We start from the raw sequence: 21,649 nt of genomic DNA, 5'->3' as shown, positions 1-21,649 counted from the left end.
TACAGTCGCATCGAAATTGTGGATTATGGGGGTAACTTGGGAATCCAAAGTTTCTTATAGCCTGATCAATTGTAGAATAGTGCGATACGAGGCTTTTTTTTTCGACTGAAAAGCTGACCGTCGTTATGACCGAAGTCGAAGATTAATCGTGGATAAAGTTGTGAATAAAAGATTTTTAAAATTTTTGTGAAAGATTGCGTAAAGGGGGGAGTCAATTTTTTTGATCAACATGCAAAGTAATCGGAAGCCATACTCCAGAGGGAAGACGCGCACTGGACAACGGGCCAGGTTCTGGGGAATATGCGATGGCGCTCGCGCAAGCCGGGTATCGGGTCGCGCTGACGGGTCTGTCGGTCCGATGCGGACGGCGCAGCGAGAAAAAGCCGCCCGGGAGCTTCGTCGGGTGACGAAGACGGGCGGCGACGTATTTGCTTGATCCCGATCGATGGCCACCATGCGGCACTTGACCGGGGCATCCGGGCATATCTGGATACGGACGTATTCAAGCTGGCCGATGAACCCACGATTCTCGGCGCATCGCCGCATTTGCTTTATGTGGGCAAAGTTCCCGAACGCTGATACGGCAGGCGCTTTCGCTCACTCCATCAACGATTCCCACAAGGCGAAGGTCGTCTCTAGCGCCAGCTGTTTCTCTTCCAGCTTCGACTGAACCTCGCGCAGCCGGACGAAGTCGGTGCACACTTCCGGCAGCGCCATCTCTTCCTCGAGCGCCGTGATCTCCGTCTCCAGCGTCGAGATGTCCGCTTCGGCTTGTTCCCGTTTGCGTTGCTTCGCGCGTTCTTCTCGCTTGGCCTGCTTGTCGGCCTCATAATCGGTTACGGGCGACAGAGCGGACTGGGACGCGCCGGATGCAGACGAAGCGCCGCCGGCGGCAGAAGCGGCGGCCCACTCCTCCAATTCGCGCTTTTTTGCGACCATTTCGTCATAATTTCCCAGGAAATGCACGGCCCCTTCAGGTCCGAGCTCCACGACGCGATCCGCGAGCCTGTTCAGGAAGTAACGGTCGTGGGACACGAACAGCAGCGTGCCGTCGTACTCCTCCAAGGCGCCTTCGAGCACCTCGCGGCTCCATAGGTCCAGATGGTTCGTCGGTTCGTCGAGCACAAGCACGTTGGCCTTCATCAGCATGAGCTTGGACAGCGCGACGCGCGCCTTTTCCCCGCCGCTAAGCGATCCGACGGTCTTGCGCACGTCTTCTCCGCTGAACAGAAAGTTGCCGAGCACGGTTCGGATCTCCGCTTCGGGCAGCATGGGATATTGACTCCAGACTTCTTCCAGCACCGTGTTGGCCGGATTGAGGCCGCGCTGCTCCTGGTCATAATAGCCGAGCTGCACGCCGGTGCCCCAGCGGATCGTGCCCGCCGCGAGCGGAAGCTGACCGACCAGCGCGCGCAGCAGGGTCGTCTTGCCGACGCCGTTGGGACCAAGCAGCGCGATGCGCTCGCCGCGCTTGGCCTCGAAGCCTACATGCCTGAACAGGGGGGCTGATGTCTGCCACAGGCGCGGCCGACGCATCGTACACTTGCAGCACGTCTTTGCCCGTGCGCCTTTCGGCCGAGAAGGAGAAGCTCGCCTGCTTCAGCGTGCCCGGACGCTCGAGCCGTTCGATGCGTTCGAGCGCGTTCCGCCGGCTCTGCGCGCGGCGCGTGGTGGTCGCGCGAACGATGTTCTTCTGGATGAACTCCTCCATCCGTTGAATCTCCTTGCGCTGCTGATCGTACAGTTTGACCTTCTGCGCGAAATCCGCCGCCTTGAGCTCCATGAAGCGCGTATAATTGCCGGTGTAGCGCGTCGCCGCTTGGCGTTCGATCTCGACGATAGAAGAGACGGTCGCGTCTAAAAAGTAACGGTCGTGCGAAACGATGACCATCGCGCCCGAGTACGTGCGCAAGTATTGCTCGAGCCACGTCAGCGTGTCGATGTCGAGGTGGTTCGTCGGTTCGTCCAGCAGCAGCAGCTCGGGCTGCACGACGAGCAGCCTGGCGAGCGCAAGGCGCGTCCGCTGCCCGCCGCTCAGCGATGAGACGACCGTTTGGGGCGCGAAGTCGCCGAAGCCCATGCCGTGAAGCACGGCCCGGATGCGGTTGTTCATCTCGAAGCCGCCGGCTTCGCGGAACCGGTCGTTCGCGTCGGCGTACTGGGCGAGCAGCGCTTCGTAACGGGCCGCGTCGGCTTGCTCGGCCGGATCGGCGATGCGCGCTTCGAGGCGTCCGAGCGCCCGCTCCTGCTCGAGCAGCGGGCCGAACGCGGCGTTCATCACTTCCTGGATGGTCAGTTGCGGGGCCAGCCCGCTGTTTTGCGCCAAATAACCGATCCGCAGCTCGCGCGGCTTGGACACCGAGCCTTGATCGGAGTCGAGTTCGCCAGCCAGGATCTTCAGGAAGGTGGACTTGCCCGCCCCGTTCACGCCGACGAGGCCGATGCGGTCGCGTTCGCCGATTTGCAGCGAGACGCCTTCTAATATAGGGGTGACGCCGTAGTGCTTGACGATGCCGGATGCTTGTAAAAGCAAGAGGATTCCCTCCGAACGAGATCTTTTAGTTGAATCAAGTTTATCGCAAATCTGCTTGAACGTCCAAAGCGCGCGAGGGCAGACGAAGGAGAACGGGGCCATTTTCTGTGAAAAAGCTCTTTGGCGTACGTAACGGAAAAATGATACACTGTTGCTATCTATGAATATGAATAGCAATGGACGAGGGATGGCGGATGAGTGCAAAGGAGCCGAGCGGCACGGAGAAGCCCGCGCTGCGCAAGGCGATGGCGGCCCGGCGCGACGCTCTGGCGCCGGACGAGCACGAGGCGCGTTCGCGCAGGCTCTGCGACATCGTCATCGCGCAGGCGTTGCAGCCGCTTAGCCAGAAGCTGGGGCGGCCGCTGACCGTGGTCTTGTACGGCGCATTCCGCTCGGAGGCCGATCCGGCGGGCGTGCTGGATTGGTGCGTCGCGGCAGGCCATCGGGCGGTCGCGCCCCGCATTCGGGAGGATGGCGGCGGCATGGAGCTGCGGGTCGTCGCTTCGGCGGCAGACTGGCGGCCGGAGCGCTACGGCGTCCCGAGTCCGGATCCGCTTCGCACGGAACCGCTTGCGGCGGGCGAACGTCCCGACGCGGTGCTGGTTCCGGGCATGGCCTTCGACAGGCAGGGCGGCAGACTCGGCTATGGCGGGGGGTACTACGACCGTCTGGCCAAGGCGATCGGACCGGGGCGGCTGCCCTACTGGATCGGCTTTGGCTATGCGCTTCAGCTGTCCGACGAAGCCTTGCCCAAGGAGACGCACGATCTGGCGCTCCAGGGCGTGGCGACGGAAGAAGGATTGATTTGGATTGCGGAGGAGGGGCCTTGATGACCGGCGGCGAAGGACGATTGACGCATTTTAACGAACAGGGCCGCGCCGTCATGGTAGACGTATCGGACAAGGCCGTGACGGCGCGCACGGCTGTCGCCGAGAGCCGGATCAAGATGGCGCCATCGACGCTGGCGCGGATTTTGGACCGTACGGTGGAGAAGGGAGACGTGCTGGCGGTCGCGCAGGTCGCGGCCATTCAAGCCGCCAAGCGGACGTCCGATTGGATCCCGATGTGCCATCCGCTGCCGCTGACTGGCGTGAACGTGAAGTTCGGCACGAGCGGCGACGACACGCTGACGATCGCGGCCGAGGTCAAGACGACGGGCAAGACCGGCGTCGAGATGGAGGCGCTGACGGCGGTGTCGGCGGCCGCGCTGACGGTCTACGATATGTGCAAGGCGCTGCAGAAGGACATGGTGATCGGGCCGACGATGCTGCAGAGCAAGACAGGCGGCAAGAGCGGAGATTACCGCGCGGAAGGTTAGGCCGGCCGAGCCGAAACCGCTGCGAAGTTTGAGGAGACGCGAATGGGGGGGATGGGCATGATTTGGAAAGTAGCGCTGCTTACAGCCAGCGACAAAGGCTCCCGGGGCGAACGCGAGGATACGAGCGCGCAGGTCATCCGGGAGCTGGTCGAGGAGGAGCTTGGCGGGGAGATCGTCGACTATCGCGTCGTGCCCGACGAACAGGACGAGCTGCGCGCCGCCCTGATCGAGATGTGCGACTACTTTCAGGCCGATCTGGTGCTGACGACGGGCGGGACCAGTCTCGGACTGCGCGACGTGACGCCCGAGGCGACGTTGATGGTGTCCGAGCGGACGGTTCCCGGCATGACCGAAGCGATGCGGGCGGCGGTCATGCAGCGAAGCAGGCACTATATGCTCTACCGCGGCGTCATCGCCATCCGCGGCCGCTCGCTGATCGTTAATCTGCCGGGCGACCCGAAGGGCGTCAACGACATGCTGATGGCGATCATGGATCAGTTGCCCGACGCCTTGCTGCTCGTGTCCGGCATCGGGAAGGACCGAGATTACTGATGAGCAATCCTTCCAAGCCGCACGAGACGGTGCTTCGCGAGGTGAAGGTGGAGGATGCCGTCGGGCTGACGCTTGCGCACGACCTGACGCAGATTTTGCCCGGGTCCTTCAAAGGGAGGTTGTTCAGCAAGGGTCACCGCGTCACCGCGGAAGACATTCCGAAGCTGAAGGACATCGGCAAGGAGCATCTTTACGTCATCGAGCTCGCGCCGGGAGATTTGCACGAGGACGACGCCGCGCTTCGGCTGGCTGCTTCGCTCGGCGGAGAAGGGATCGTGTACGGCGAACCCCATGAGGGAAAGGTGACGCTCAGTGCTGCGAGGCCGGGTCTCGCCGTCATCGCCCGCGAGGTGGTGGACGGCATCAACGGGTTGGGCGAGATCGCGCTCGCCACGATCGTCGGCGGACGATTCGTGCAGGCCGGAGAGGCGCTCGCCGCTTCCCGGGCGATTCCGCTCATCGTGCCCGAAGCCAAGATCGCCGCGGCGGAGGAGATCGTCGCGAGATACAGGACGGCGCACGGCGGCGCGGATCCGATCGGCGTCAAGCCGCTGCGCCGAATGCGCGCCGGATTGCTGTCCACGGGGACCGAGGTGTTCACGGGGCGCATCGCGGACAAGTTCGGGCCGGCTGTCCGGGCGAAGCTGGAGGCGCTCGGTTCGGAGCTGGCCGAGCAGCGCTTCGCGCCGGACGACCGACAAACAATTGTCAACCACTTGTACTACTTCCTTGAACGGCGTTATGATATGATACTGGTATCCGGCGGAATGTCCGTCGATCCCGACGACCGAACGCCAGGCGCCATCGCCGACGCGGGAGCCGAGATCGTCAGCTACGGGACGCCGATGCTCCCGGGCTCGATGCTGTTGTTCGGCTATTTGGAGGGCGTGCCGATCTTCGGATTGCCGGGCTGCGTCATGCACGATCCGTATACCTCGTTCGACGTGCTGCTCCCTAAGGTATTGGCGGGAGAACGGATCACGAGGCAAGAGATCGCCGCGATGGGCTATGGCGGACTGCACCGTTGACCGGCCAGAACTTATTCATTTCGGGCGCGATGCATGTTTACGCAGCATGCGCCATTTCGTTTTACGGTTTTCAGGCATGTCAAGACACCACGATAGGGGAGGGATAACCATGGGAGGTATTGGCGCATCAGGCTTGATCCTGCTGATCCTAATCGCCTTGCTGCTGTTCGGACCGAACAAGCTGCCAGAGCTGGGCAAGGCTTTCGGACGCACGCTTCGCGAATTCAAGAAGGGCGCAAACGATCTGATGGACGACAGCGAGCGTCCGGCTCGCCGCGAGGTCGCGGCCGCTCCGGAAGCGGAGCCGCTCAAGGCCGAACGCCGTCTGCCTGAATAACGGGCTGAAGATCGCCCGAACGGCATGAACTCGGTTAGCCCGGACGAACGCGATTCACGAATACGGAGGGCGGCTTGATTTTCGTGAGCCGTCCTGATTTTTTATGCCCGGTGGGGCGGAGGTCGCATATGGCGGAGCGCTCGGGCGCAAGCGCCGATACGTTGGAGATGGGCGGAATGCCGCTCATGGAGCATATCGGAGAATTGCGCAAAAGGGTTATTTATATCATCATCGTGCTGGTCCTCGCGCTGGTCGGAGGCTTGTTCGGCGCGGAGCCGCTGTTCGATTATCTTATCGACGCAGCGCCGTCGGGACAAATCGACCTTAGCGCCTTCTCGCCGTGGGACGCGATCAGCCTTTATATGAAGTTCGCTTTTATCATCTCGTTCGTCGTCGCGATCCCGTTCACGCTTTACCAGCTTTGGGCGTTCGTGAAGCCCGCGCTCGGGAAAAAGGAACAGCGGGCGACGCTGCGGTACATACCCGGGGCGCTCTTCATGTTTTTGGCCGGGCTGGCTTTCGCCTACTACGTGATTTTCCCGATGGCGTATTCGTTTACGGAGAAGGTTACGAGAAACCTGGGGCTGAAGCAAGTATATGGGGCCAACCAGTACTTCAGCTTCCTTTTCAACATCTTGGTGCCGATGTCGCTCTTGTTCGAGTTGCCGATCGTCATTTTGTTTCTGACCCGGATCGGCATCCTGAGCCCTTTGCTGCTGCGCAAGCTAAGGAAGCTGGCTTGGTTCGTCATGGCTGTCGTCGGCGTCGTCGTGACGCCCCCGGACGTCATCTCGGATCTGCTCGTGGCGGTGCCGCTCATTCTGCTTTACGAGATCAGCGTGCTGCTGTCGGCGAGCGCATACAGCAAGCGTATGCGGCGCGCTGCAGAACGGGAAGCCGCGTTGGACGAGGACGACTAGCGAATTTAGACGCGTTTGCCGCATAGAGGGCTAACCCAGCCTTCGCGGCAGACGCTTTTTTTTGTTTATCCAGATATAGCCAATGAGGGCGGCATAGCTTTCTCTACGCGTTTGAACGATATCCCCTCGGAGCAGGAAAGGCACCCGGTAGACGTTCGTCCACGGAGGGAGCTCCAGACTGCGAATTTTAAGCTTGGAACGATTATCCTGCCTTTATACAACAACTTTCCCGCCAGTCATTCTCCGAAACGGGCATCCACCACCTCTCTATTCTTTCACGGTCGCTCATCGGTATCGCGAGTTGCATGAGGCAGTGCTTAGGCGATTCGGCAGGTGTGCCTGACCGAAGGGGGATGCCGTTAAAACGGGATAAAAGCAGTCTTATAGGGCAAGAGAACCGTTCGCTTAGGGCAGTGGATTCAAGTTTGCCGACAAAAAGTTAAAATCCTTTCATGTATTCGACATAATCCGATATTATCCACTGCGAACATGTGCTAAAATGTGTCTGTGATTTAAAATGGAAGTGCTTACATAGAAAAGGCAAGCGACATTCATTCGGAGGGGTAAAGCATGCGCAATTCGGGACTCAGCTTGCAAACGAAGTTTTTAATCGGTTATGTGGCGATGGTCGTTCTGTTGGTGTTGTCGTTTATTTTGCTGGCGGCGGCTTCCGTGTTCAAAGGGCATTCCGCGTTATTAGTTGAAGTAATCGTCATTTACGCGCTTCTCCTGGTAGGCGGCGGTTTTGCGATGATGACCGTCTCGCGCAAGCTTCTGCATTCGATCGGAGGCGTGACGGGCACGCTTAAGAACATCGCGGGTTCGGGCGGCGACCTCACCCAGCGCATTCCGGTATACACGAAGGACGAGGTCGGCGACCTTGCCACGGCTGCTAACGCCATGCTGGACGGCCTTCAGAAGATGATGAAGGAGCTTCGGGAAAACACGGCCGAGCTCGCGGCGTCCGCCATCCAGCTGAAAACGGGCGCGGACGAAAACGCGAGAGTAAGCAGCGAAGTATCCAGGGCGGTGGAGCGGGTAGCCGCCGGCTCGGAGACGCAAGTTTCCCAGTCTCAGCAGATCTCGGCCGTCATGACCGAGACGATCGGCGGGCTGACGCAGGTCGCTTCCACGACGACCGGCGTTTCGGACGCGGCTCAGCTTACGAGAGACCGGGCCCAAGGCGGTTCCACGCTGCTTCAGTCGGCCTCAAGCGATATCGTGCAGGTCGAATCGGCGTTCCGCTCGCTGCAGGAGACGGTTCGCGGCCTTAATCACAAGTCGGAGAAGGTCATTGAAGTGATCGGATACATTTCGGAGATCTCGAGCCAGACGAACCTGCTCGCCTTGAACGCGGCGATCGAGGCCGCTCGCGCTGGCGAGCATGGACGCGGCTTCGCCGTCGTCGCCGGCGAGATCCGCAAGCTGGCCGACCAGACGCAGCAGTCCGCCGTGCAGATCGCGACGACGCTCGAAGCGATGTCCGGCGACATCACCAAGGTAGCCGCCATGTTCGAGCAGAGCGCGGAGCAGGTGTTCGGCGCCGTGTCCGGCATGCAGCACGCGGAGTCCGCGTTCAGGGAAATCGTCGGCGAAGTCGGCAAGCTGAGCGCCAATATCGGCGACGTCGCGGCGGCAGTCGAGCAGATGTCGGCGGGCAGCCAATCGGTGCAGCAGTCGATTAGCGACATTACGCGCATTACGGAAGAGAACGCGTCCTTCACCGAGCAAGTCACCGCGATGAGCCAGCAGCAGCTGTCCTCCACGGAAGAGATGGCACGCACGGCGGACAGGCTCAGCACGATGGCGGCCCGCTTGAAGACACTGGTCGGCAATTTCAGAACGTAAGCGGACGCAAAATGCCTCGGCCTAGGCGTATAGTCCGGGGTCTCTTGCGGAAACGATAAAAGGATGTCGAAAGAGCGCGGATTCGCACTTGATGCGGATCCGCCTTTACATTTTTAACGCAAAGGGACTTGAAATGGTTATCCAAAATCAGTATTATAGGTATTGGTTATTAGCACTTAACACGATTGAGTGCTAAACTTCGCAAACTTCTCCGTAACGGAGTAAAAAAAGGAGGCTATTTTCATGATCAAACCTTTGGGTGATCGCGTGCTTGTCGAAGCAAGCGCCAAGGAAGAAAAGACGCTGAGCGGTATCGTTCTGCCGGACACGGCCAAGGAAAAGCCGCAAGAAGGCACCATTATCGCGGTAGGCGCCGGCGCAGTCGGCAAAGACGGCGCGCGCATCGCGCTGGAAGTCAGCGTAGGCGATCGCGTTCTGTTCTCCAAATATGCGGGAACCGAGATCAAGTACGAAGGCAAAGAGTATTTGATTATGAAAGAAAGCGACATTCACGCGATCGTCGGCTAAGCCGGCGGATTAACCGCTGACATAAGCAATCGCAAGCAGCAGTACCTATCCTATTATGGGAACCACTTTCGAGGAGGGTTATTGAAGAATGGCTAAGGAAATCAAGTTTAGCGAAGACGCGCGCCGCGCGATGCTCCGCGGTGTCGACACTCTGGCCAATGCCGTTAAAGTAACGCTCGGACCGAAGGGCCGCAACGTCGTGCTCGAGAAGAAGTTCGGCTCCCCGCTGATCACGAACGACGGCGTGACGATCGCCAAGGAGATCGAGCTCGAGGACGCGTTCGAAAACGCGGGCGCTCAGCTCGTCAAAGAAGTCGCGACCAAGACGAACGACGTGGCCGGCGACGGCACGACGACCGCTACGGTTCTGGCGCAAGCGATCATCCGCGAAGGCCTGAAGAACGTCACCGCCGGCGCGAACCCGATGGGCGTCCGCAAGGGCATCGACAAGGCCGTTCGCGCGGCAGTCGAGCAGCTGAAGGCGATCTCCAAGCAAGTCGAAGGCAGCAACGACATCGCGCAAGTCGCCTCGATTTCCGCGGCTGACGAAGAAGTCGGCAAGCTGATCGCCGAAGCGATGGAGAAGGTCGGCAAGGACGGCGTCATCACCGTCGAAGAATCCAAGGGCTTCCTGACCGAGCTGGACGTCGTCGAAGGCATGCAGTTCGACCGCGGCTATGTCTCCCCTTATATGATCACCGACACGGACAAGATGGAAGCGGTGCTCGACAATCCGTACATCCTGATCACGGACAAGAAGATCTCTAACATCCAAGAGATCCTGCCTGTCCTCGAGAAGGTCGTCCAATCCGGCAAGCAGCTGCTGATCATCGCCGAGGACGTCGAAGGCGAAGCGCAAGCGACGCTGATCGTCAACCGTCTGCGCGGCACGTTCACTTGCGTGGCCGTCAAGGCGCCTGGCTTCGGCGACCGCCGCAAGGCGATGCTGCAAGACATCGCGGCTCTGACCGGCGGTCAAGTGATCACCGAAGAGCTCGGCCTTGAGCTGAAGTCCACGAACGTGAACCAACTGGGCTCCGCCCGTCAAATTCGCGTCAACAAGGAAAACACGATTATCGTCGACGGTGCAGGCGACTCCAACGACATCAAAGCGCGCGTCAACCAAATCCGCGCCCAAATCGAAGAGACGACCTCCGACTTCGACCGCGAAAAGCTCCAAGAGCGTCTGGCGAAGCTGGCTGGCGGCGTAGCCGTCATCAAGGTCGGCGCAGCGACCGAGACCGAACTGAAGGAGCGCAAGCTCCGCATCGAAGACGCGCTCAACGCGACTCGCGCAGCCGTCGAAGAAGGCATTGTATCCGGCGGCGGCACGGCGCTGGTTAACGTATACAACGCCGTAGCGGCCATCGATGCGACCGGCGACGAGAAGACGGGCGTCAACATCATCCTGCGCTCGCTCGAAGAGCCGATCCGCACGATCGCTGCCAACGCCGGCCAAGAAGGCTCGGTCATCGTCGAGCGTCTGAAGAAGGAAGAAGTCGGCGTCGGCTACAATGCCGCTACCGGCGAATGGGTCAACATGTTCGAAGCCGGCATCATCGATCCGGTGAAGGTGACCCGCTCCGCGCTGCAAAACGCGGCGTCCGTCGCCGGCCTGTTCCTGACGACCGAAGCGGTCATCACCGACAAGCCCGAGAAGGACAAAGCGCCTGCCGGCATGCCTGGCGGCATGGGCGATATGGGCGGCATGGGCGGATTCTAATCCACGCCCCCTCGAATACAGCCATACAGACCGGACTCCAATCGGAGTCCGGTTTTTTGCGTTGCGGGAAACCGCCAGCAGGGGTAATAAAACGGTTATGGGCACTATTTTTCACAGGCTACGAAGAAAGAGGGCGCGATCCGGATGGAATGGGAATGGCTGCTCCGCATCGCGGCCGCGGGACTGTGCGGAGCGATCATCGGTTACGAACGCAAGAGCAGGATGAAGGAAGCGGGCATCAAGACGCACTTTATCGTCGGCATGGGCGCGGCGCTGATGATGGTGCTGTCCAAGTACGGCTTTAGAGATCAGAGCGATTGGGAAAATGTGTCGCTCGACCCGTCCCGCATCGCGTCGCTGGTTGTCAGCGGCGTCGGCTTTTTGGGGGCGGGTATGATCATCCTGCAGAAGCAGACGGTTAAAGGGCTGACGACGGCGGCCGGCGTGTGGTCGACGGCGGGTATGGGCATGGCGATCGGCGCGGGGCTCTACATCGTGGGCGCCGGATCGGCGCTGCTGATCGTGCTTGGCCAGACGCTGCTGCAGCGCACCATCGGGCGTATCGGCCAGGCGGCGGCCGAGCATATCGGGATTCGGCTGGAGGACTGCGAAGGCGCGATGGAAGACCTGCTCGCCAAGCTGAAGGCGCTTCAGGTGTCGTTGATCGCGATTCAGACGAACCGAGACGACAAAGGCGGGGTGTCAGTCGATCTGGCGCTCAAGCTGCCCGCTTCTTGCGACAAGGAAAACTTGCTTGCGGCGCTGCACGGACTGAGCCATGTCCGGCACGTCGAATGGCAATAAAGCCATAAAAGTGCGCAAAAAACGCAAGATTTGTAAAGGGACAGCTTTTCCAGTCTATGGTACAATGAATACGCTTCAATGCGGACGGAGCCGGGAACGCCATCCCGCCATACCAATCGTCAAAGGGGAAGATCATTGTGCCTGCACTTGACATGCCATTAGAGCAACTAAAAGAATACCGGGGACGCAACCCGCGCCCGGCCGACTTCGACGAGTACTGGGAGCGCGCGCTCGCCGAACTGAAGGCGACCGATCCGCAGGTCGAGCTCGTTCCGAGCGAATTCCAGACGCCGCAGGCGGATTGCTTCGACCTGTACTTCACCGGCGTCCAGGGCGCGCGTATTCACGCGAAGTACATTCGTCCTAAAAACGTTCAGGAGCCGCACCCGGCCGTCGTTCAGTTTCACGGCTATTCCGGCAGCGCAGGAGATTGGAGCGACAAGCTCGCTTTCGCGGCGCTGGGCTATTCCGTGCTATCGATGGATGCCCGCGGTCAAGGCGGCAAGTCCGAGGACGTCGGCGGCGTGAAGGGCAATACGCTGAACGGTCATATTATCCGCGGGTTGGACGATCATCCGGACAATTTGCTGTTCCGCCATATCTTCCTCGACACGGCGCAGCTTGCGGGCATCGCGCTGGGCCTGCCCGAAGTCGACCCGTCCCGCGTCTACGCGGCAGGCGGCTCCCAGGGCGGCGCGCTCACGATCGCTTGTGCGGCGCTTGAACCGCGTATTTCCAAGCTTGCTCCGGTCTTCCCTTTCCTTTGCGACTACAAGCGTGTCTGGGAGATGGACCTGGCGAAGGACGCGTATCAGGAGCTGCGCGACTACTTCCGCCGCTTCGACCCTACGCACGAGCGGGAGGAAGAAGTATTCACCAAGCTCGGCTATATCGATCTTCAATACCTGGCCGATCGCATTCAAGGCGAAGTGCTCATGTTCGTGGGGCTGATGGACTCGGTCTGTCCGCCATCGACGCAGTTCGCCGCCTACAACAAGATCACGGCGAAGAAGGATCTCGTCGTTTATCCCGACTTCGGGCACGAAGGCCTGCCGGGCTCGAACGACAGAACGATGCAGTTCTTTATGCGGGACTAAACCGGTATACCGTGCTATACTCATTAAAGTACGGACTCCCCCCAGCGCGGGGGGGGTCTGCTTTTGTTATTTCACCCGAGGAAGTGAATGGCTTTGAACGTTTCATGGAAGAGGAATCTGTACGTACTCTGGACCGGCGTGTTTTTTTGCAGCATGGCTTACTCGGCCGCCATACCGTTCATCCCTTTGTTCCTGAAAAACGACCTGGGCGTGGCGCATCACGTCAATCAGTGGTCGGGCTTCGCGTTCGGCGTTACTTTTCTCGCAAGCGCGCTGATCGCCCCCTACTGGGGGGTCGCTGGCCGACAAATACGGGCGCAGGCCGATGCTGATCCGCTCGGGCTACAGCCTCGCGGCGTTGTACCTGATCACTTTTTTCGTGAAGGATCCGTACGTGTTTTTGTTGGTCCGGGTGTGCCAAGGCTTGCTCGCAGGCTACGTGCCGGCTTCGATCGCGCTCGTCGCGACGAACACGCCGGAGGAAAAATCGGGATACGCGCTCGGCGTCATGGCGACGGCCAGCGCAAGCGGCGGCATCATCGGGCCGCTCGTCGGGGGCGTCGTGAGCCATCTGACGAGCAACCGGGAGGCTTTTTTTATTTTCGGCCGCGGTGGTGTTTATCTCGGCGCTTATCGCGAGCTTTTTCGTCAAAGAGGAGAAGTTCAACCGCTCGGGCAAGCGGTCGAGCATTCGAGAGGATCTGTCGCAGGCGGTGCACAACCGCACGTTCATCACGCTGCTCCTACTCGTCGGCCTCAGTACCTTCTCCGTCATGATCCTCGAGCCGCTGCTCACGATCTACATGACGCAGCTCGGCGGGGAGCAGTCGGACGCGTCGCTGCAGGCGGGCATCGTCTTCTCGGCCGTCGGCATCGCGACGCTCATCGCGGCGCCGCAGTGGGGCAAGATCGGACAGCGGATCGGCTTCATCAAGGTGCTCGTCATCGGGCTCGCAGGCGGCGGCATCGGCAATCTGCTCCAATACTTCGTGGGACATTATACGGAATTCGGCGCGCTTCGATTCGTGTACGGCCTGTTCTTCGCGGGCGTCTATCCCGCGCTGAACGCCATGATCGTGCGGGTCACGGCACCGGCGTTCCGGGGACGCGCGTTCAGCCTCAGCCAGTCGTCCACGCAGCTGGCCACGATGCTCGGACCGGTGCTCGGCGGCTTGCTCTCCGGCTGGATACCGATCCGCTGGGTATTCGTGCTTAACGGCGTCATGCTGCTGTGCTCGGCCGTCCTGCTGTTCCGCAAGCGTCACTTGGACCGTCCTGAACCCGGCGCGGTCGGGGAGGGCGCGGCATGAACGTTTTTCTGCATATTCTCGTGAACAACGTACTTCCGATTTCAATATTGATCGCGCTGGGCATCGTGCTTCAGCGAAGCTTCAAGCTTGATATTCGAACGCTGTCCAAGCTGAACTTTTATTTATTTTCTCCGGCGATCATGTTCAAGCTTCTGTACAATACGGCGATCTCGCTTTCACTGTTCGGCACGGTCATGGCGTTTTTCGCCCTATTCATGCTGCTCCAGTACGCGCTCGTCTCGGCGGTCGTCCGTCTTCGCGGATACGAGCCGTCGATGCGCAGCGCGATGCGCTGCAGCGTGCTTTTCTACAACAGCGCGAACTACGGGATTCCGCTTAATCAGCTGGCGTTTCACAACAATCCGTATACGCTGTCCGTTCAAGTGCTGATCATGATGATGCAGTCCCTCATCCCGAATACATACGGCGTCTATAGCGTCAATGCGCACAAGTCGGATTGGCGCCAGATTCGCCGCGTCATTTTGTCGATGCCGGTCATCTACGTGATACCCGTGGCGCTGCTGATGCGCTACCTCTCGGTGCCGCTGCCGGATTCCGTCGTGACATCCGTCGATTATTTGTCCAATGCCTTCATCGGCACGGCGCTGATCACGCTCGGCGTTCAGCTTGGCAGCATGGCCTGGCGCATCAGCCGCAAGCTGCTGTCGGACATCGGCTTGTCCCTGTTGCTGCGCTTGGCTGCCGGTCCGCTGCTCGCATGGGGCGCTTGCGAAGCGATCGGCGCGCACGGCTTGCTGGCAAGCGCCTTGATCGTCTCGTCGGCCGTGCCGACTTCGCTCAGCAGCGTCCTGCTCGCCGTCGAGTTCGACAACGAGCCCGAGTTCGCTTCGCAGACCGTATTCGCCTCCACCGCGGTCAGCACGGTGACGGTGGCGGCGGTGATCGCGATGCTGGGCGTGTAAAGGCGGCCGCGAAGTCGTCGCACTGCCATTCTGGCGAGTGAATGAGTCGACCCGAGCGTCATCGTCTTTCAAACGCGCCTTGCAACCTTTCCTGATCTGGAAGCGTCTGGATGTTAGACGGATTCAGATCGGAGGGATGGTTGATGAGGAAATACGCGGTCTGCTGGATTCTATTCGCGCTGCTGATCTTGCAGGGGTGCGGGGATCGCGAGCGTTTTACGGGGACGGAGAGCGGTGGGGAATGGTCGAAGTCTCCTTCCGCGTCCGCTTCGACCGCACAGTTACCCGGGCCGTCTGCGGACGCTTTTAAGATGCCGGATGTCGTGCCGCATCTTGAGGTGACGGTCGGCGGCGCAACCTTCGAGGCACAAAAGGGCGGCTATTGCTGGGACGATAAGGAAAAAGGCATTAGCGAGTGCGCGGATGCGGCAGCGATGCCGCCCAGCATCGAAGACGTCAAGGTCAAGCTGCCCGCGCACGCAGGCGACGAGATTGCGCTTGCCTGGTCGGGCGATCCGCCGGACAGCGTGCACAGTATTGCGTACTTCCCCGGTACGGAGCGACCCGTCGAGGCCATCGAGGTGAAGGATGGAAAACTTCGGGTCGCGTCCGGCGAAGGGGATCAGCTGTACGTGGTGACGGCGGTCTGGCCGCAAGGGACCGTGCCTTACTTTTTCGGCGTTCGCGTAGAAGCCGACGAAGATGCCGAAAATGCCCGAAAGACGGACAACGCCCTGCGCCAGCTCGCTTGGGAAGCGATGCCGGAAGGCGACAAAACGTCCGTGGTTGGCGATTGGCACGAGGCAGAAGTGGATGCGGCGGGATTCGATCCGTCGGGCCTCGCAATCGTGAATAGCGAAGGCGACATGATCGATCTTCCTTCAACAGGCAGCGAGCGATGGAGCACGTTGACCTTTCATACGAAAAATGAAGCCATGCTCGGGCCGATGGTTGCGGTGATCGATCGCGAATCCCGCGAGCTGCTCGGCTGGGTGCTCCGTTTTTGAAACTTCAATACCGCTTGTACGACAGCTCGTTCTCGCCATAGGCGGGGACGGCTTTTTTTAAATGTAAGGAGAAAATACACAGTTGACAGCAGCCTGGAATTACTCTATATTTAGGATATGTTACTTAACTTAATAAAGCATGTTCCAAAATGTTAGTTAATTATGAGGAGGAAAATAAAATGGCAAAATCCGTATGGGGTATTGACGCGTCGCACAGCTCGATCGATTTCTCGATCCGCCACTTGATGATCTCGAAGGTAAAAGGCACGTTCCACACGTTCGAAGCGAACGTTAACGCGGACGCGGACGACCTGACGACGGCCGACATCGAGCTGTCCATCGACCTGTCCAGCATCGACACGCGCAACGCCGACCGCGACGCGCACCTGCGCAACGCCGATTTCTTCGACGTCGAGAACCACCCGAAACTGATCTTCAAGGCGACGAACATCGTCAAGACCGGCAATGGCGAATATGACGTGACCGGCGACGTCACGCTGCACGGCGTCACGAAGCAAGAAACGTTCGAAGTCACCTACGAAGGCGCTTCGAAGGATCCTTGGGGCAACCAACGCGCGGGTTTCAGCGCGAAGGGCAAGATCAAGCGCAGCGACTACGGCCTGACGTACAACGCGGCGCTGGAAACGGGCGGCGTCATGCTGGGCGACGACGTTGCCATCTCGCTCGAGTTGGAAGCCGTCAAAGCGTAATGCACTCACTTATTCATAAGAAGAAGCGGCGGAGCAACGGCTCCGTCGCTTTTTTTTGTTGCCGGATATCCCGGTCCGCAGGTATATTAGCGCTAAAGCGCCGGGCGGCTATCGGCGCGAACGCAAGGAGAATCGATATGCTCGAGATGTTCAGCTTCGACGCCGCGGTGCCCCTTCATCTGTTCGAATACGGATTGAAAAGGGAGCGCACCGAGCAGCATTGGCATTCCTTCTTCGAAATCGGCTACTGCCTCGAGGGCCGCGGCACGTTTTTCATCGGCGAAGAGACGGTGGTCGTCGAGCCGGGCACGCTGATGCTTTTTCCGCCATACGAGCCTCATATTGCCATGGCGGAGGCGGAAGGGTGCCGGTTCGCTTTCGTTTATTTCAGCGAGTCTTTGTTTTACCCCGAGGATCGGTACTTGCTGCGGCCCTTCGCGCGGGCGGCGATCTGGAACGAACCGGAATGGCGATCGCATCGGCCTTCGGCGTCCGAGCGGCCCGGACCGCTGCTCGCCGCCATGCTCGCCGAGTACGAATCGAAGCCGTCCGCGTACGGCCCGCTTCTGCGATCGTCGATGCTGACGCTCGCCGTCTGGCTGTACCGGTCCGAAGAAGCGCGGTACGGGCGCAGGGAATGGCGGGAGCGAAGCGACGCGCTCGAGCGACTGCGCCCCGCGCTGGAGGCGGTGGCCGAGCGGTTCAGGGAGCCGTTCGGCCTGCGAGAAGCGGCGGAGGCGCTGTCGCTTAGCGAATCGCGAACGCGTCATCTGTTCGTCGAAGGCGTGGGCAAGCGGTTCAAGGCGTACCTGACGTTCGTGCGCGTGCAGGAGGCGAAGCGCCTCCTCGCGACGAGCGACCTGTCGGTGACGGACGTGTATCTGGCTTGCGGCTTTCAGAGCGCGGCGCCTTTTTACCGTTCGTTTCGACAGCTGGTGGGCTTCAATCCGCAACAATACCGGGAGAGGTACATGGGCGAAGGATAGCCGTTTTTAAGAACAGAAGCTGGCCAAAACGAGATGAATGCGGGTGCCGTTCGCGTTAAGGTGAGGATAGAATTCACCGATACCGAAGGGGTGCGTAAACGATGGCGGGATGGGAAAAGTTGAGCAGGCTCGTGCGCAGGGAAATTATTCAGCGGGGCGAGGAAGGCTGCGCCGTAATCGGATTCGAGAGCCGGCTGGCGCAGTGCGGGGAAGACGAAGCGAAGCTGATGGCGCTGTATGAAGAATTAAGCGGGCTCGAGCCGATGCCGGACTTTCCGTTTGACGAGCCGTCGGATCTGGCCGGCATCCGCGCGCTGCGTCCCGATGCGGATCGGAATCGCGGCGGCGGCGTCCCGGATCTGAGCGAAGCGGTTTGGCGCGACAAGTTTCTCGGTGCGTGGTCGGGCAGACTGAGCGGCTGCGCGCTCGGCAAGCCGCTGGAGTCGTGGCCGATGATGGGCGGCACGAACGGCAATCCGGGCTGGCGCAACGTGCAGCTCTGGTTCGAAGGCGCTGATGCCTGGCCGATCCGCGGCTATACGCCGCAGCGATCGCGCGCCGAGTCCGAGCATATTCATCTGGCGCCATGGTGCATGAAGAGCACGCGCGAGCAGATCCGCTTCATGGAGAGCGACGACGATGTCCGGTACACGGTGCTCGGACTTCTGATGCTCGAGGAGAACGGGCTCGACTGGGACGCCTGGGATATCGGCAAGCTCTGGCATTCCCGACTGACTTTTCAACAGGTGTGCACGGCCGAGACGCAGGCTTATCTCAATTTTACGCAACTCACCTGGCGAGTCGCCCCGGAGAAGCCTTCGGACTGGGCCGACAAAATCGATTGGGTGCGCACGCATCTGAATCCGTACCGCGAATGGATCGGCGCGCAGATCCGCGCGGACGGCTTCGCTTACGGAGCCGCGGGCAATCCCGAGCTGGCCGCCGAGCTGGCTTGGCGGGACGCCTCCTTTTCCCACGTGAAGAACGGCATCTACGGGGAAATGTTCGCCGCCGCGATGATCGCGGCAGCCTTCACGGAGACCGATCCGGAGCGGATCGTCGAAGCGGGACTGCGCGAGATCCCGAGCACCTCGCGGCTTGCCCGCGACATTGCCCGGGCAGTGGACATCGCGAAGGACGCGAAGGATCAGATCGAACTCGTTGACCGCATCTGGGAGGCGTTCAAGCATTACGACCCGGTCCATACGAACAACAACGCGGCGCTGGTGGCGGCGGCGCTGATCCATTCGGGCGGCGACTTTGAAAAAGGGATCACGACCGCGGTGCTCGGCGGCTGGGACACGGACTGCAACGGCGCGACGGTCGGATCGATCCTGGGGGCCAGCCTTGGCGCGTCGGCTTTGCCCGCATCGTGGATCGAGCCGTTGAACGATACGTTTTACGCGGACCTGACCGGGTTCGACCCGATCTCGATATCCGCTTGCGCGGAGCGGAGCTACCAGGTCTTTCTTCGCATCCGCGAACAAGCCGCGACGCTTGCCGGAAGTTAAGGCGAACGCCGATCTATTTTGCGCCTTCCCCACATAAGCATGAAGAGAGTTCGTCCTGAATTCGGCATGCTTAAGGAAGGGATGTGAAGTCCCGGATGCGCAGAAAATGGGGACGCTGGCCGCCGGCCGGCAGAAGCTGGAGCTTGAGATTGCCCGCCTCAAGAGGCTGGAGGCGCGCAAGAAACGCGAGAAGCGCGTCCTTTCGGCCGAGGCCGTCGCCAGGCTTTGGCAGAAGCAAGGGCTTCGTCGCCCGGCCTGCCAGGAGCAGACCGTCCTTATCGGCGGGCGCGTATCCTTACCGGCCCCGTACGTCCGGCAGGCGCGCGAGGCGGACCCCGCGTTTGCCGCGAAGGTACTTTTTCCTCGCGCTGCTCGCGATCGCTCTTTTCGCCGCCGTTCAATCCTTTGTGTACCTCGATCGCTATCTGAGGGAGCCGCTCATGTTTCTCGCCAAGGAACGAATCACCGAGATGGCCGTTCAGGCGATCAACGCCGCCATTACCGAAAATATCGCGGCAGGCGCGGACGGCAGCAAGATGGTGAAGTGGAGAACGAACGCGGACGGCAAGACGGCGGGCATCGAGATCGATTATAAGGAACAAATGCGGATCACCGCGCAGACGATCGCTGTCGTCGAAAACGCGCTGAAGGAGCAGGAGGCGCTCCATGAGCGCATCCCGATCGGCCATGCCGTCGACAGCCCGTTCCTGTCGTCGCTCGGCCCGAGCGTGGCGGTCAGGCTCCACCCGATCAGCATCGTGCAGGCGGAGGTGCGAACCCGACAGACGAGCGCGGGCATCAACAATGTCCTCGTCGAAGTGTACATCCATGTGACGACCGATATCGCGATCGTCATCCCGTTCGACCGGGAGCCGAACCGGATCGAGACGGACATCCCTCTCTCCTACGTGATGGTGGCGGGGGACACGCCGCTTTATTATTACGACGGCAACGGCAATCCCGTCGGCAGCGGCGCTTCGCAGGCGCCGATTCTGAGCTTGCCGGAGCCTGCTGGGGCCGCCGGCCCATGAACGCCGGCTTGTTCCCTCCGAAGCCGGACTGCTATAATACTGGCAGCAAGCATCGAGCGAGAATGGAGGTCGGCGACATGGAGCTTCGCATATCGAAGGCCGCGGCGGCCTGCTTCCTGGAGGAATGGGAATACAGGCGGGGAGACAAGGTGCGCGTCTACGTCCGTTATATTAGCGGAGGCAGCGAGCCCTACGGCTTCGGCATCATGCTGGACGACCCGGTGGACCCCGCTGCCGAAGCGGATGCGGACGGCCTTCATTTTTATATGGAGAGCAAGGATGTCTGGTTCATCGAGCACGGCACGCTTACGATCGACCGCGACGAAGGCGGCATCGCCTTCAAGGTCGGATAGACATGACGCGCATACACTGACATCGCCGGAGGTAGAACCCTTGAGCAAGATCGCAGTCATAGGCAGCATTAATATGGATATCGTCAACCAGGTCGAAGCGTTCCCGCAGCCGGGCGAGACGATTCACGGCCGCGGTACCTCGTACCAGCCCGGAGGCAAAGGCGCGAATCAGGCCGTTGCCGCCGCACTGGCGGGGGACGGAGCGATCATGATCGGCGCCGTCGGCGACGACGCGTTCGGCGGCGTGCTGACCGATTCGCTGCGGTCGCGCGGCGTGGACACGGCGGGCGTGTCGGTCAAGGCCGGCTCGTCTGGGCTCGCGTTCATCACCGTCTCCGGGAGCGGAGAGAATACGATCGTCCTGTCCGCGGGCAGCAACGGCAAGCTGACGGAAGCGGACGTCTCGGGCGACGCGCTGGCGGGCGCGGAGATCGCGCTGCTGCAGAACGAGATTCCGGCCCAGGTCAACTTGCATGCGCTGAAGCTGTGCGCGAAGCTCGGGATCAAGGCTTGCTACAATCCGGCCCCGGCGGCGAAAATAGCTGCGGAGGCGCTCCAGCTCATCGACACGCTCGTCGTGAACGAGACCGAGGCGGAAGTCGTGAGCGGCTTGGCGGTGGACAGCCTGGAAGACGCCGAACGGGCCGCGCGCGCGCTGCAGGCCGAAGGCGTCGGGCGCGTGATCGTGACGCTGGGCGGCAAAGGCGCGCTCGCGCTCGATCGGGACGGCGCCGCGCTGCGCGTGCCGGCCTTCAAGGTCGAGCCCGCGGATACGACCGCCGCAGGCGACACTTTTATCGGCGCCTATGCGGCAGCGACGGCGGCCGGCCGGACCCTGACGGAGGCGCTGCGCTACGCGGCAGCCGCGGCGGCGATCTCCGTCACGCGGCACGGCGCGCAGAGCTCGATTCCGGCGAAGGCCGAGATCGAGCGGTTTCTGCAGGAACGGGCGTAATCGGAACGAGCGCGGCGAAGAGGAAGGCATCGTTGGCAGTTCAGTCGGGATTGCAGAAAACGGCGCTCAGCGGGCGCCGTTTTTTTTGTGCAGCATTGGATTTTAGTTAAAGTGGTTCTTCGGAACGCCTTCTTCGTTGATTCTACCGCGCATGGCTGCGCCGGCAAGCGCAAAT

At 60.8% G+C, this 21,649-nt stretch carries 20 protein-coding genes and 2 pseudogenes; 21 read left to right on the top strand and 1 reads right to left on the bottom strand.

Going from position 1 to position 21,649, the window contains the following annotated elements:
* Nucleotides 1-432 precede the first annotated feature (432 nt).
* The gene (locus tag OMP38_RS07650) at nucleotides 433-579 is read left to right on the top strand and encodes a hypothetical protein (RefSeq protein WP_277564542.1); all 147 of its coding nucleotides are present in this window, start codon (nucleotides 433-435) and stop codon (nucleotides 577-579) included.
* 18 nt (nucleotides 580-597) lie between these two features.
* On the opposite strand, the pseudogene OMP38_RS07645 reads toward OMP38_RS07650, so the two are convergent.
* A pseudogene (locus OMP38_RS07645) lies at nucleotides 598-2,533 on the bottom strand (ABC-F family ATP-binding cassette domain-containing protein).
* 194 nt (nucleotides 2,534-2,727) lie between these two features.
* Between OMP38_RS07645 and OMP38_RS07640 the strand changes: the two are divergent.
* The 20 genes and pseudogenes from OMP38_RS07640 to rbsK all read left to right on the top strand — a co-directional run bounded on the left by OMP38_RS07640 (nucleotide 2,728) and on the right by rbsK (nucleotide 21,474).
* A complete protein-coding gene (locus OMP38_RS07640; RefSeq protein WP_277564541.1) occupies nucleotides 2,728-3,363 on the top strand; it encodes a 5-formyltetrahydrofolate cyclo-ligase in 636 nt (211 codons plus the stop codon).
* Nucleotides 3,363-3,851: a cyclic pyranopterin monophosphate synthase MoaC gene (gene moaC / locus OMP38_RS07635; protein WP_277564540.1), complete on the top strand. Its 489-nt coding sequence runs from the start codon at nucleotides 3,363-3,365 to the stop codon at nucleotides 3,849-3,851. The genes OMP38_RS07640 and moaC overlap by 1 nt, the downstream gene beginning before the upstream one ends.
* Nucleotides 3,852-3,908: 57 nt before the next feature.
* Nucleotides 3,909-4,403, top strand: coding sequence for a MogA/MoaB family molybdenum cofactor biosynthesis protein (locus tag OMP38_RS07630; protein ID WP_090111088.1), 495 nt, complete (start codon nucleotides 3,909-3,911; stop codon nucleotides 4,401-4,403).
* A complete protein-coding gene (locus OMP38_RS07625) occupies nucleotides 4,403-5,431 on the top strand; it encodes a molybdopterin-binding protein (RefSeq protein ID WP_277564539.1) in 1,029 nt (342 codons plus the stop codon). Before OMP38_RS07630 ends, OMP38_RS07625 begins: the two co-directional genes overlap by 1 nt.
* A 109-nt stretch (nucleotides 5,432-5,540) precedes the next feature.
* A complete protein-coding gene (gene tatA / locus OMP38_RS07620; RefSeq protein ID WP_090110747.1) occupies nucleotides 5,541-5,768 on the top strand; it encodes a twin-arginine translocase TatA/TatE family subunit in 228 nt (75 codons plus the stop codon).
* A gap of 128 nt (nucleotides 5,769-5,896) precedes the next feature.
* Nucleotides 5,897-6,688 carry a twin-arginine translocase subunit TatC gene (gene tatC / locus OMP38_RS07615; RefSeq protein ID WP_277564538.1) on the top strand — a complete coding sequence of 264 codons (792 nt, stop codon included), beginning with the start codon at nucleotides 5,897-5,899 and terminating at the stop codon, nucleotides 6,686-6,688.
* 570 nt (nucleotides 6,689-7,258) lie between these two features.
* Nucleotides 7,259-8,536, top strand: coding sequence for a methyl-accepting chemotaxis protein (locus tag OMP38_RS07610; RefSeq protein WP_277564537.1), 1,278 nt, complete (start codon nucleotides 7,259-7,261; stop codon nucleotides 8,534-8,536).
* A gap of 243 nt (nucleotides 8,537-8,779) precedes the next feature.
* Entirely contained in the window at nucleotides 8,780-9,064 is a 285-nt protein-coding gene (gene groES / locus OMP38_RS07605; protein ID WP_090110743.1) for a co-chaperone GroES, read from the top strand.
* A gap of 88 nt (nucleotides 9,065-9,152) precedes the next feature.
* On the top strand, nucleotides 9,153-10,787 hold the full coding sequence (gene groL, locus OMP38_RS07600; protein ID WP_277564536.1) for a chaperonin GroEL: 1,635 nt from the start codon (nucleotides 9,153-9,155) through the stop codon (nucleotides 10,785-10,787).
* Nucleotides 10,788-10,931: 144 nt separating this feature from the next.
* Nucleotides 10,932-11,591, top strand: coding sequence for an MgtC/SapB family protein (locus OMP38_RS07595; RefSeq protein WP_277564535.1), 660 nt, complete (start codon nucleotides 10,932-10,934; stop codon nucleotides 11,589-11,591).
* Nucleotides 11,592-11,728: 137 nt separating this feature from the next.
* On the top strand, nucleotides 11,729-12,688 hold the full coding sequence (locus OMP38_RS07590; RefSeq protein WP_277564534.1) for an alpha/beta fold hydrolase: 960 nt from the start codon (nucleotides 11,729-11,731) through the stop codon (nucleotides 12,686-12,688).
* 93 nt (nucleotides 12,689-12,781) lie between these two features.
* Nucleotides 12,782-13,998 (top strand): annotated as a pseudogene (locus OMP38_RS07585) (MFS transporter).
* A complete protein-coding gene (locus OMP38_RS07580) occupies nucleotides 13,995-14,921 on the top strand; it encodes an AEC family transporter (RefSeq protein ID WP_277564533.1) in 927 nt (308 codons plus the stop codon). Before OMP38_RS07585 ends, OMP38_RS07580 begins: the two are co-directional and overlap by 4 nt.
* A 143-nt stretch (nucleotides 14,922-15,064) precedes the next feature.
* Complete coding sequence (locus OMP38_RS07575) at nucleotides 15,065-15,928, top strand: hypothetical protein (RefSeq protein ID WP_277564532.1); 864 nt, start codon at nucleotides 15,065-15,067, stop codon at nucleotides 15,926-15,928.
* A gap of 179 nt (nucleotides 15,929-16,107) precedes the next feature.
* The gene (locus OMP38_RS07570) at nucleotides 16,108-16,638 is read left to right on the top strand and encodes a YceI family protein (RefSeq protein ID WP_277564531.1); all 531 of its coding nucleotides are present in this window, start codon (nucleotides 16,108-16,110) and stop codon (nucleotides 16,636-16,638) included.
* Between the two features lie 137 nt (nucleotides 16,639-16,775).
* Nucleotides 16,776-17,624, top strand: coding sequence for an AraC family transcriptional regulator (locus OMP38_RS07565; protein WP_277564530.1), 849 nt, complete (start codon nucleotides 16,776-16,778; stop codon nucleotides 17,622-17,624).
* A 101-nt stretch (nucleotides 17,625-17,725) separates the two neighbouring features.
* Entirely contained in the window at nucleotides 17,726-19,135 is a 1,410-nt protein-coding gene (locus OMP38_RS07560) for an ADP-ribosylglycohydrolase family protein (RefSeq protein ID WP_277564529.1), read from the top strand.
* A 341-nt stretch (nucleotides 19,136-19,476) separates the two neighbouring features.
* Entirely contained in the window at nucleotides 19,477-20,166 is a 690-nt protein-coding gene (gene yunB / locus OMP38_RS07555) for a sporulation protein YunB (protein ID WP_277564528.1), read from the top strand.
* Between the two features lie 77 nt (nucleotides 20,167-20,243).
* On the top strand, nucleotides 20,244-20,519 hold the full coding sequence (locus tag OMP38_RS07550) for a Fe-S cluster assembly protein HesB (RefSeq protein ID WP_277564527.1): 276 nt from the start codon (nucleotides 20,244-20,246) through the stop codon (nucleotides 20,517-20,519).
* A gap of 40 nt (nucleotides 20,520-20,559) precedes the next feature.
* On the top strand, nucleotides 20,560-21,474 hold the full coding sequence (rbsK, locus tag OMP38_RS07545) for a ribokinase (RefSeq protein ID WP_277564526.1): 915 nt from the start codon (nucleotides 20,560-20,562) through the stop codon (nucleotides 21,472-21,474).
* Nucleotides 21,475-21,649 lie beyond the last annotated feature (175 nt).

Origin of the sequence: Cohnella ginsengisoli, from assembly GCF_029525555.1 — a bacterium.
GTDB classification, from domain to species: Bacteria; Bacillota; Bacilli; order Paenibacillales; family Paenibacillaceae; genus Cohnella; species Cohnella ginsengisoli.
This window is presented reverse-complemented; position numbering and strand designations above follow the sequence as displayed.

Coding starts and splice junctions, on each gene's coding strand:
- groL (WP_277564536.1), top strand. CDS start 9,153: ATGGCTAAGGAAATCAAGTTTAGCGAAGACGCGCGCCGCGCGATGCTC.
- OMP38_RS07575 (WP_277564532.1), top strand. CDS start 15,065: ATGAGGAAATACGCGGTCTGCTGGATTCTATTCGCGCTGCTGATCTTG.
- OMP38_RS07565 (WP_277564530.1), top strand. CDS start 16,776: ATGCTCGAGATGTTCAGCTTCGACGCCGCGGTGCCCCTTCATCTGTTC.
- OMP38_RS07550 (WP_277564527.1), top strand. CDS start 20,244: ATGGAGCTTCGCATATCGAAGGCCGCGGCGGCCTGCTTCCTGGAGGAA.
- OMP38_RS07595 (WP_277564535.1), top strand. CDS start 10,932: ATGGAATGGGAATGGCTGCTCCGCATCGCGGCCGCGGGACTGTGCGGA.
- OMP38_RS07610 (WP_277564537.1), top strand. CDS start 7,259: ATGCGCAATTCGGGACTCAGCTTGCAAACGAAGTTTTTAATCGGTTAT.
- tatC (WP_277564538.1), top strand. CDS start 5,897: ATGGCGGAGCGCTCGGGCGCAAGCGCCGATACGTTGGAGATGGGCGGA.
- OMP38_RS07640 (WP_277564541.1), top strand. CDS start 2,728: ATGAGTGCAAAGGAGCCGAGCGGCACGGAGAAGCCCGCGCTGCGCAAG.
- OMP38_RS07625 (WP_277564539.1), top strand. CDS start 4,403: ATGAGCAATCCTTCCAAGCCGCACGAGACGGTGCTTCGCGAGGTGAAG.
- moaC (WP_277564540.1), top strand. CDS start 3,363: ATGACCGGCGGCGAAGGACGATTGACGCATTTTAACGAACAGGGCCGC.
- OMP38_RS07630 (WP_090111088.1), top strand. CDS start 3,909: ATGATTTGGAAAGTAGCGCTGCTTACAGCCAGCGACAAAGGCTCCCGG.
- OMP38_RS07580 (WP_277564533.1), top strand. CDS start 13,995: ATGAACGTTTTTCTGCATATTCTCGTGAACAACGTACTTCCGATTTCA.
- OMP38_RS07560 (WP_277564529.1), top strand. CDS start 17,726: ATGGCGGGATGGGAAAAGTTGAGCAGGCTCGTGCGCAGGGAAATTATT.
- OMP38_RS07570 (WP_277564531.1), top strand. CDS start 16,108: ATGGCAAAATCCGTATGGGGTATTGACGCGTCGCACAGCTCGATCGAT.
- groES (WP_090110743.1), top strand. CDS start 8,780: ATGATCAAACCTTTGGGTGATCGCGTGCTTGTCGAAGCAAGCGCCAAG.
- tatA (WP_090110747.1), top strand. CDS start 5,541: ATGGGAGGTATTGGCGCATCAGGCTTGATCCTGCTGATCCTAATCGCC.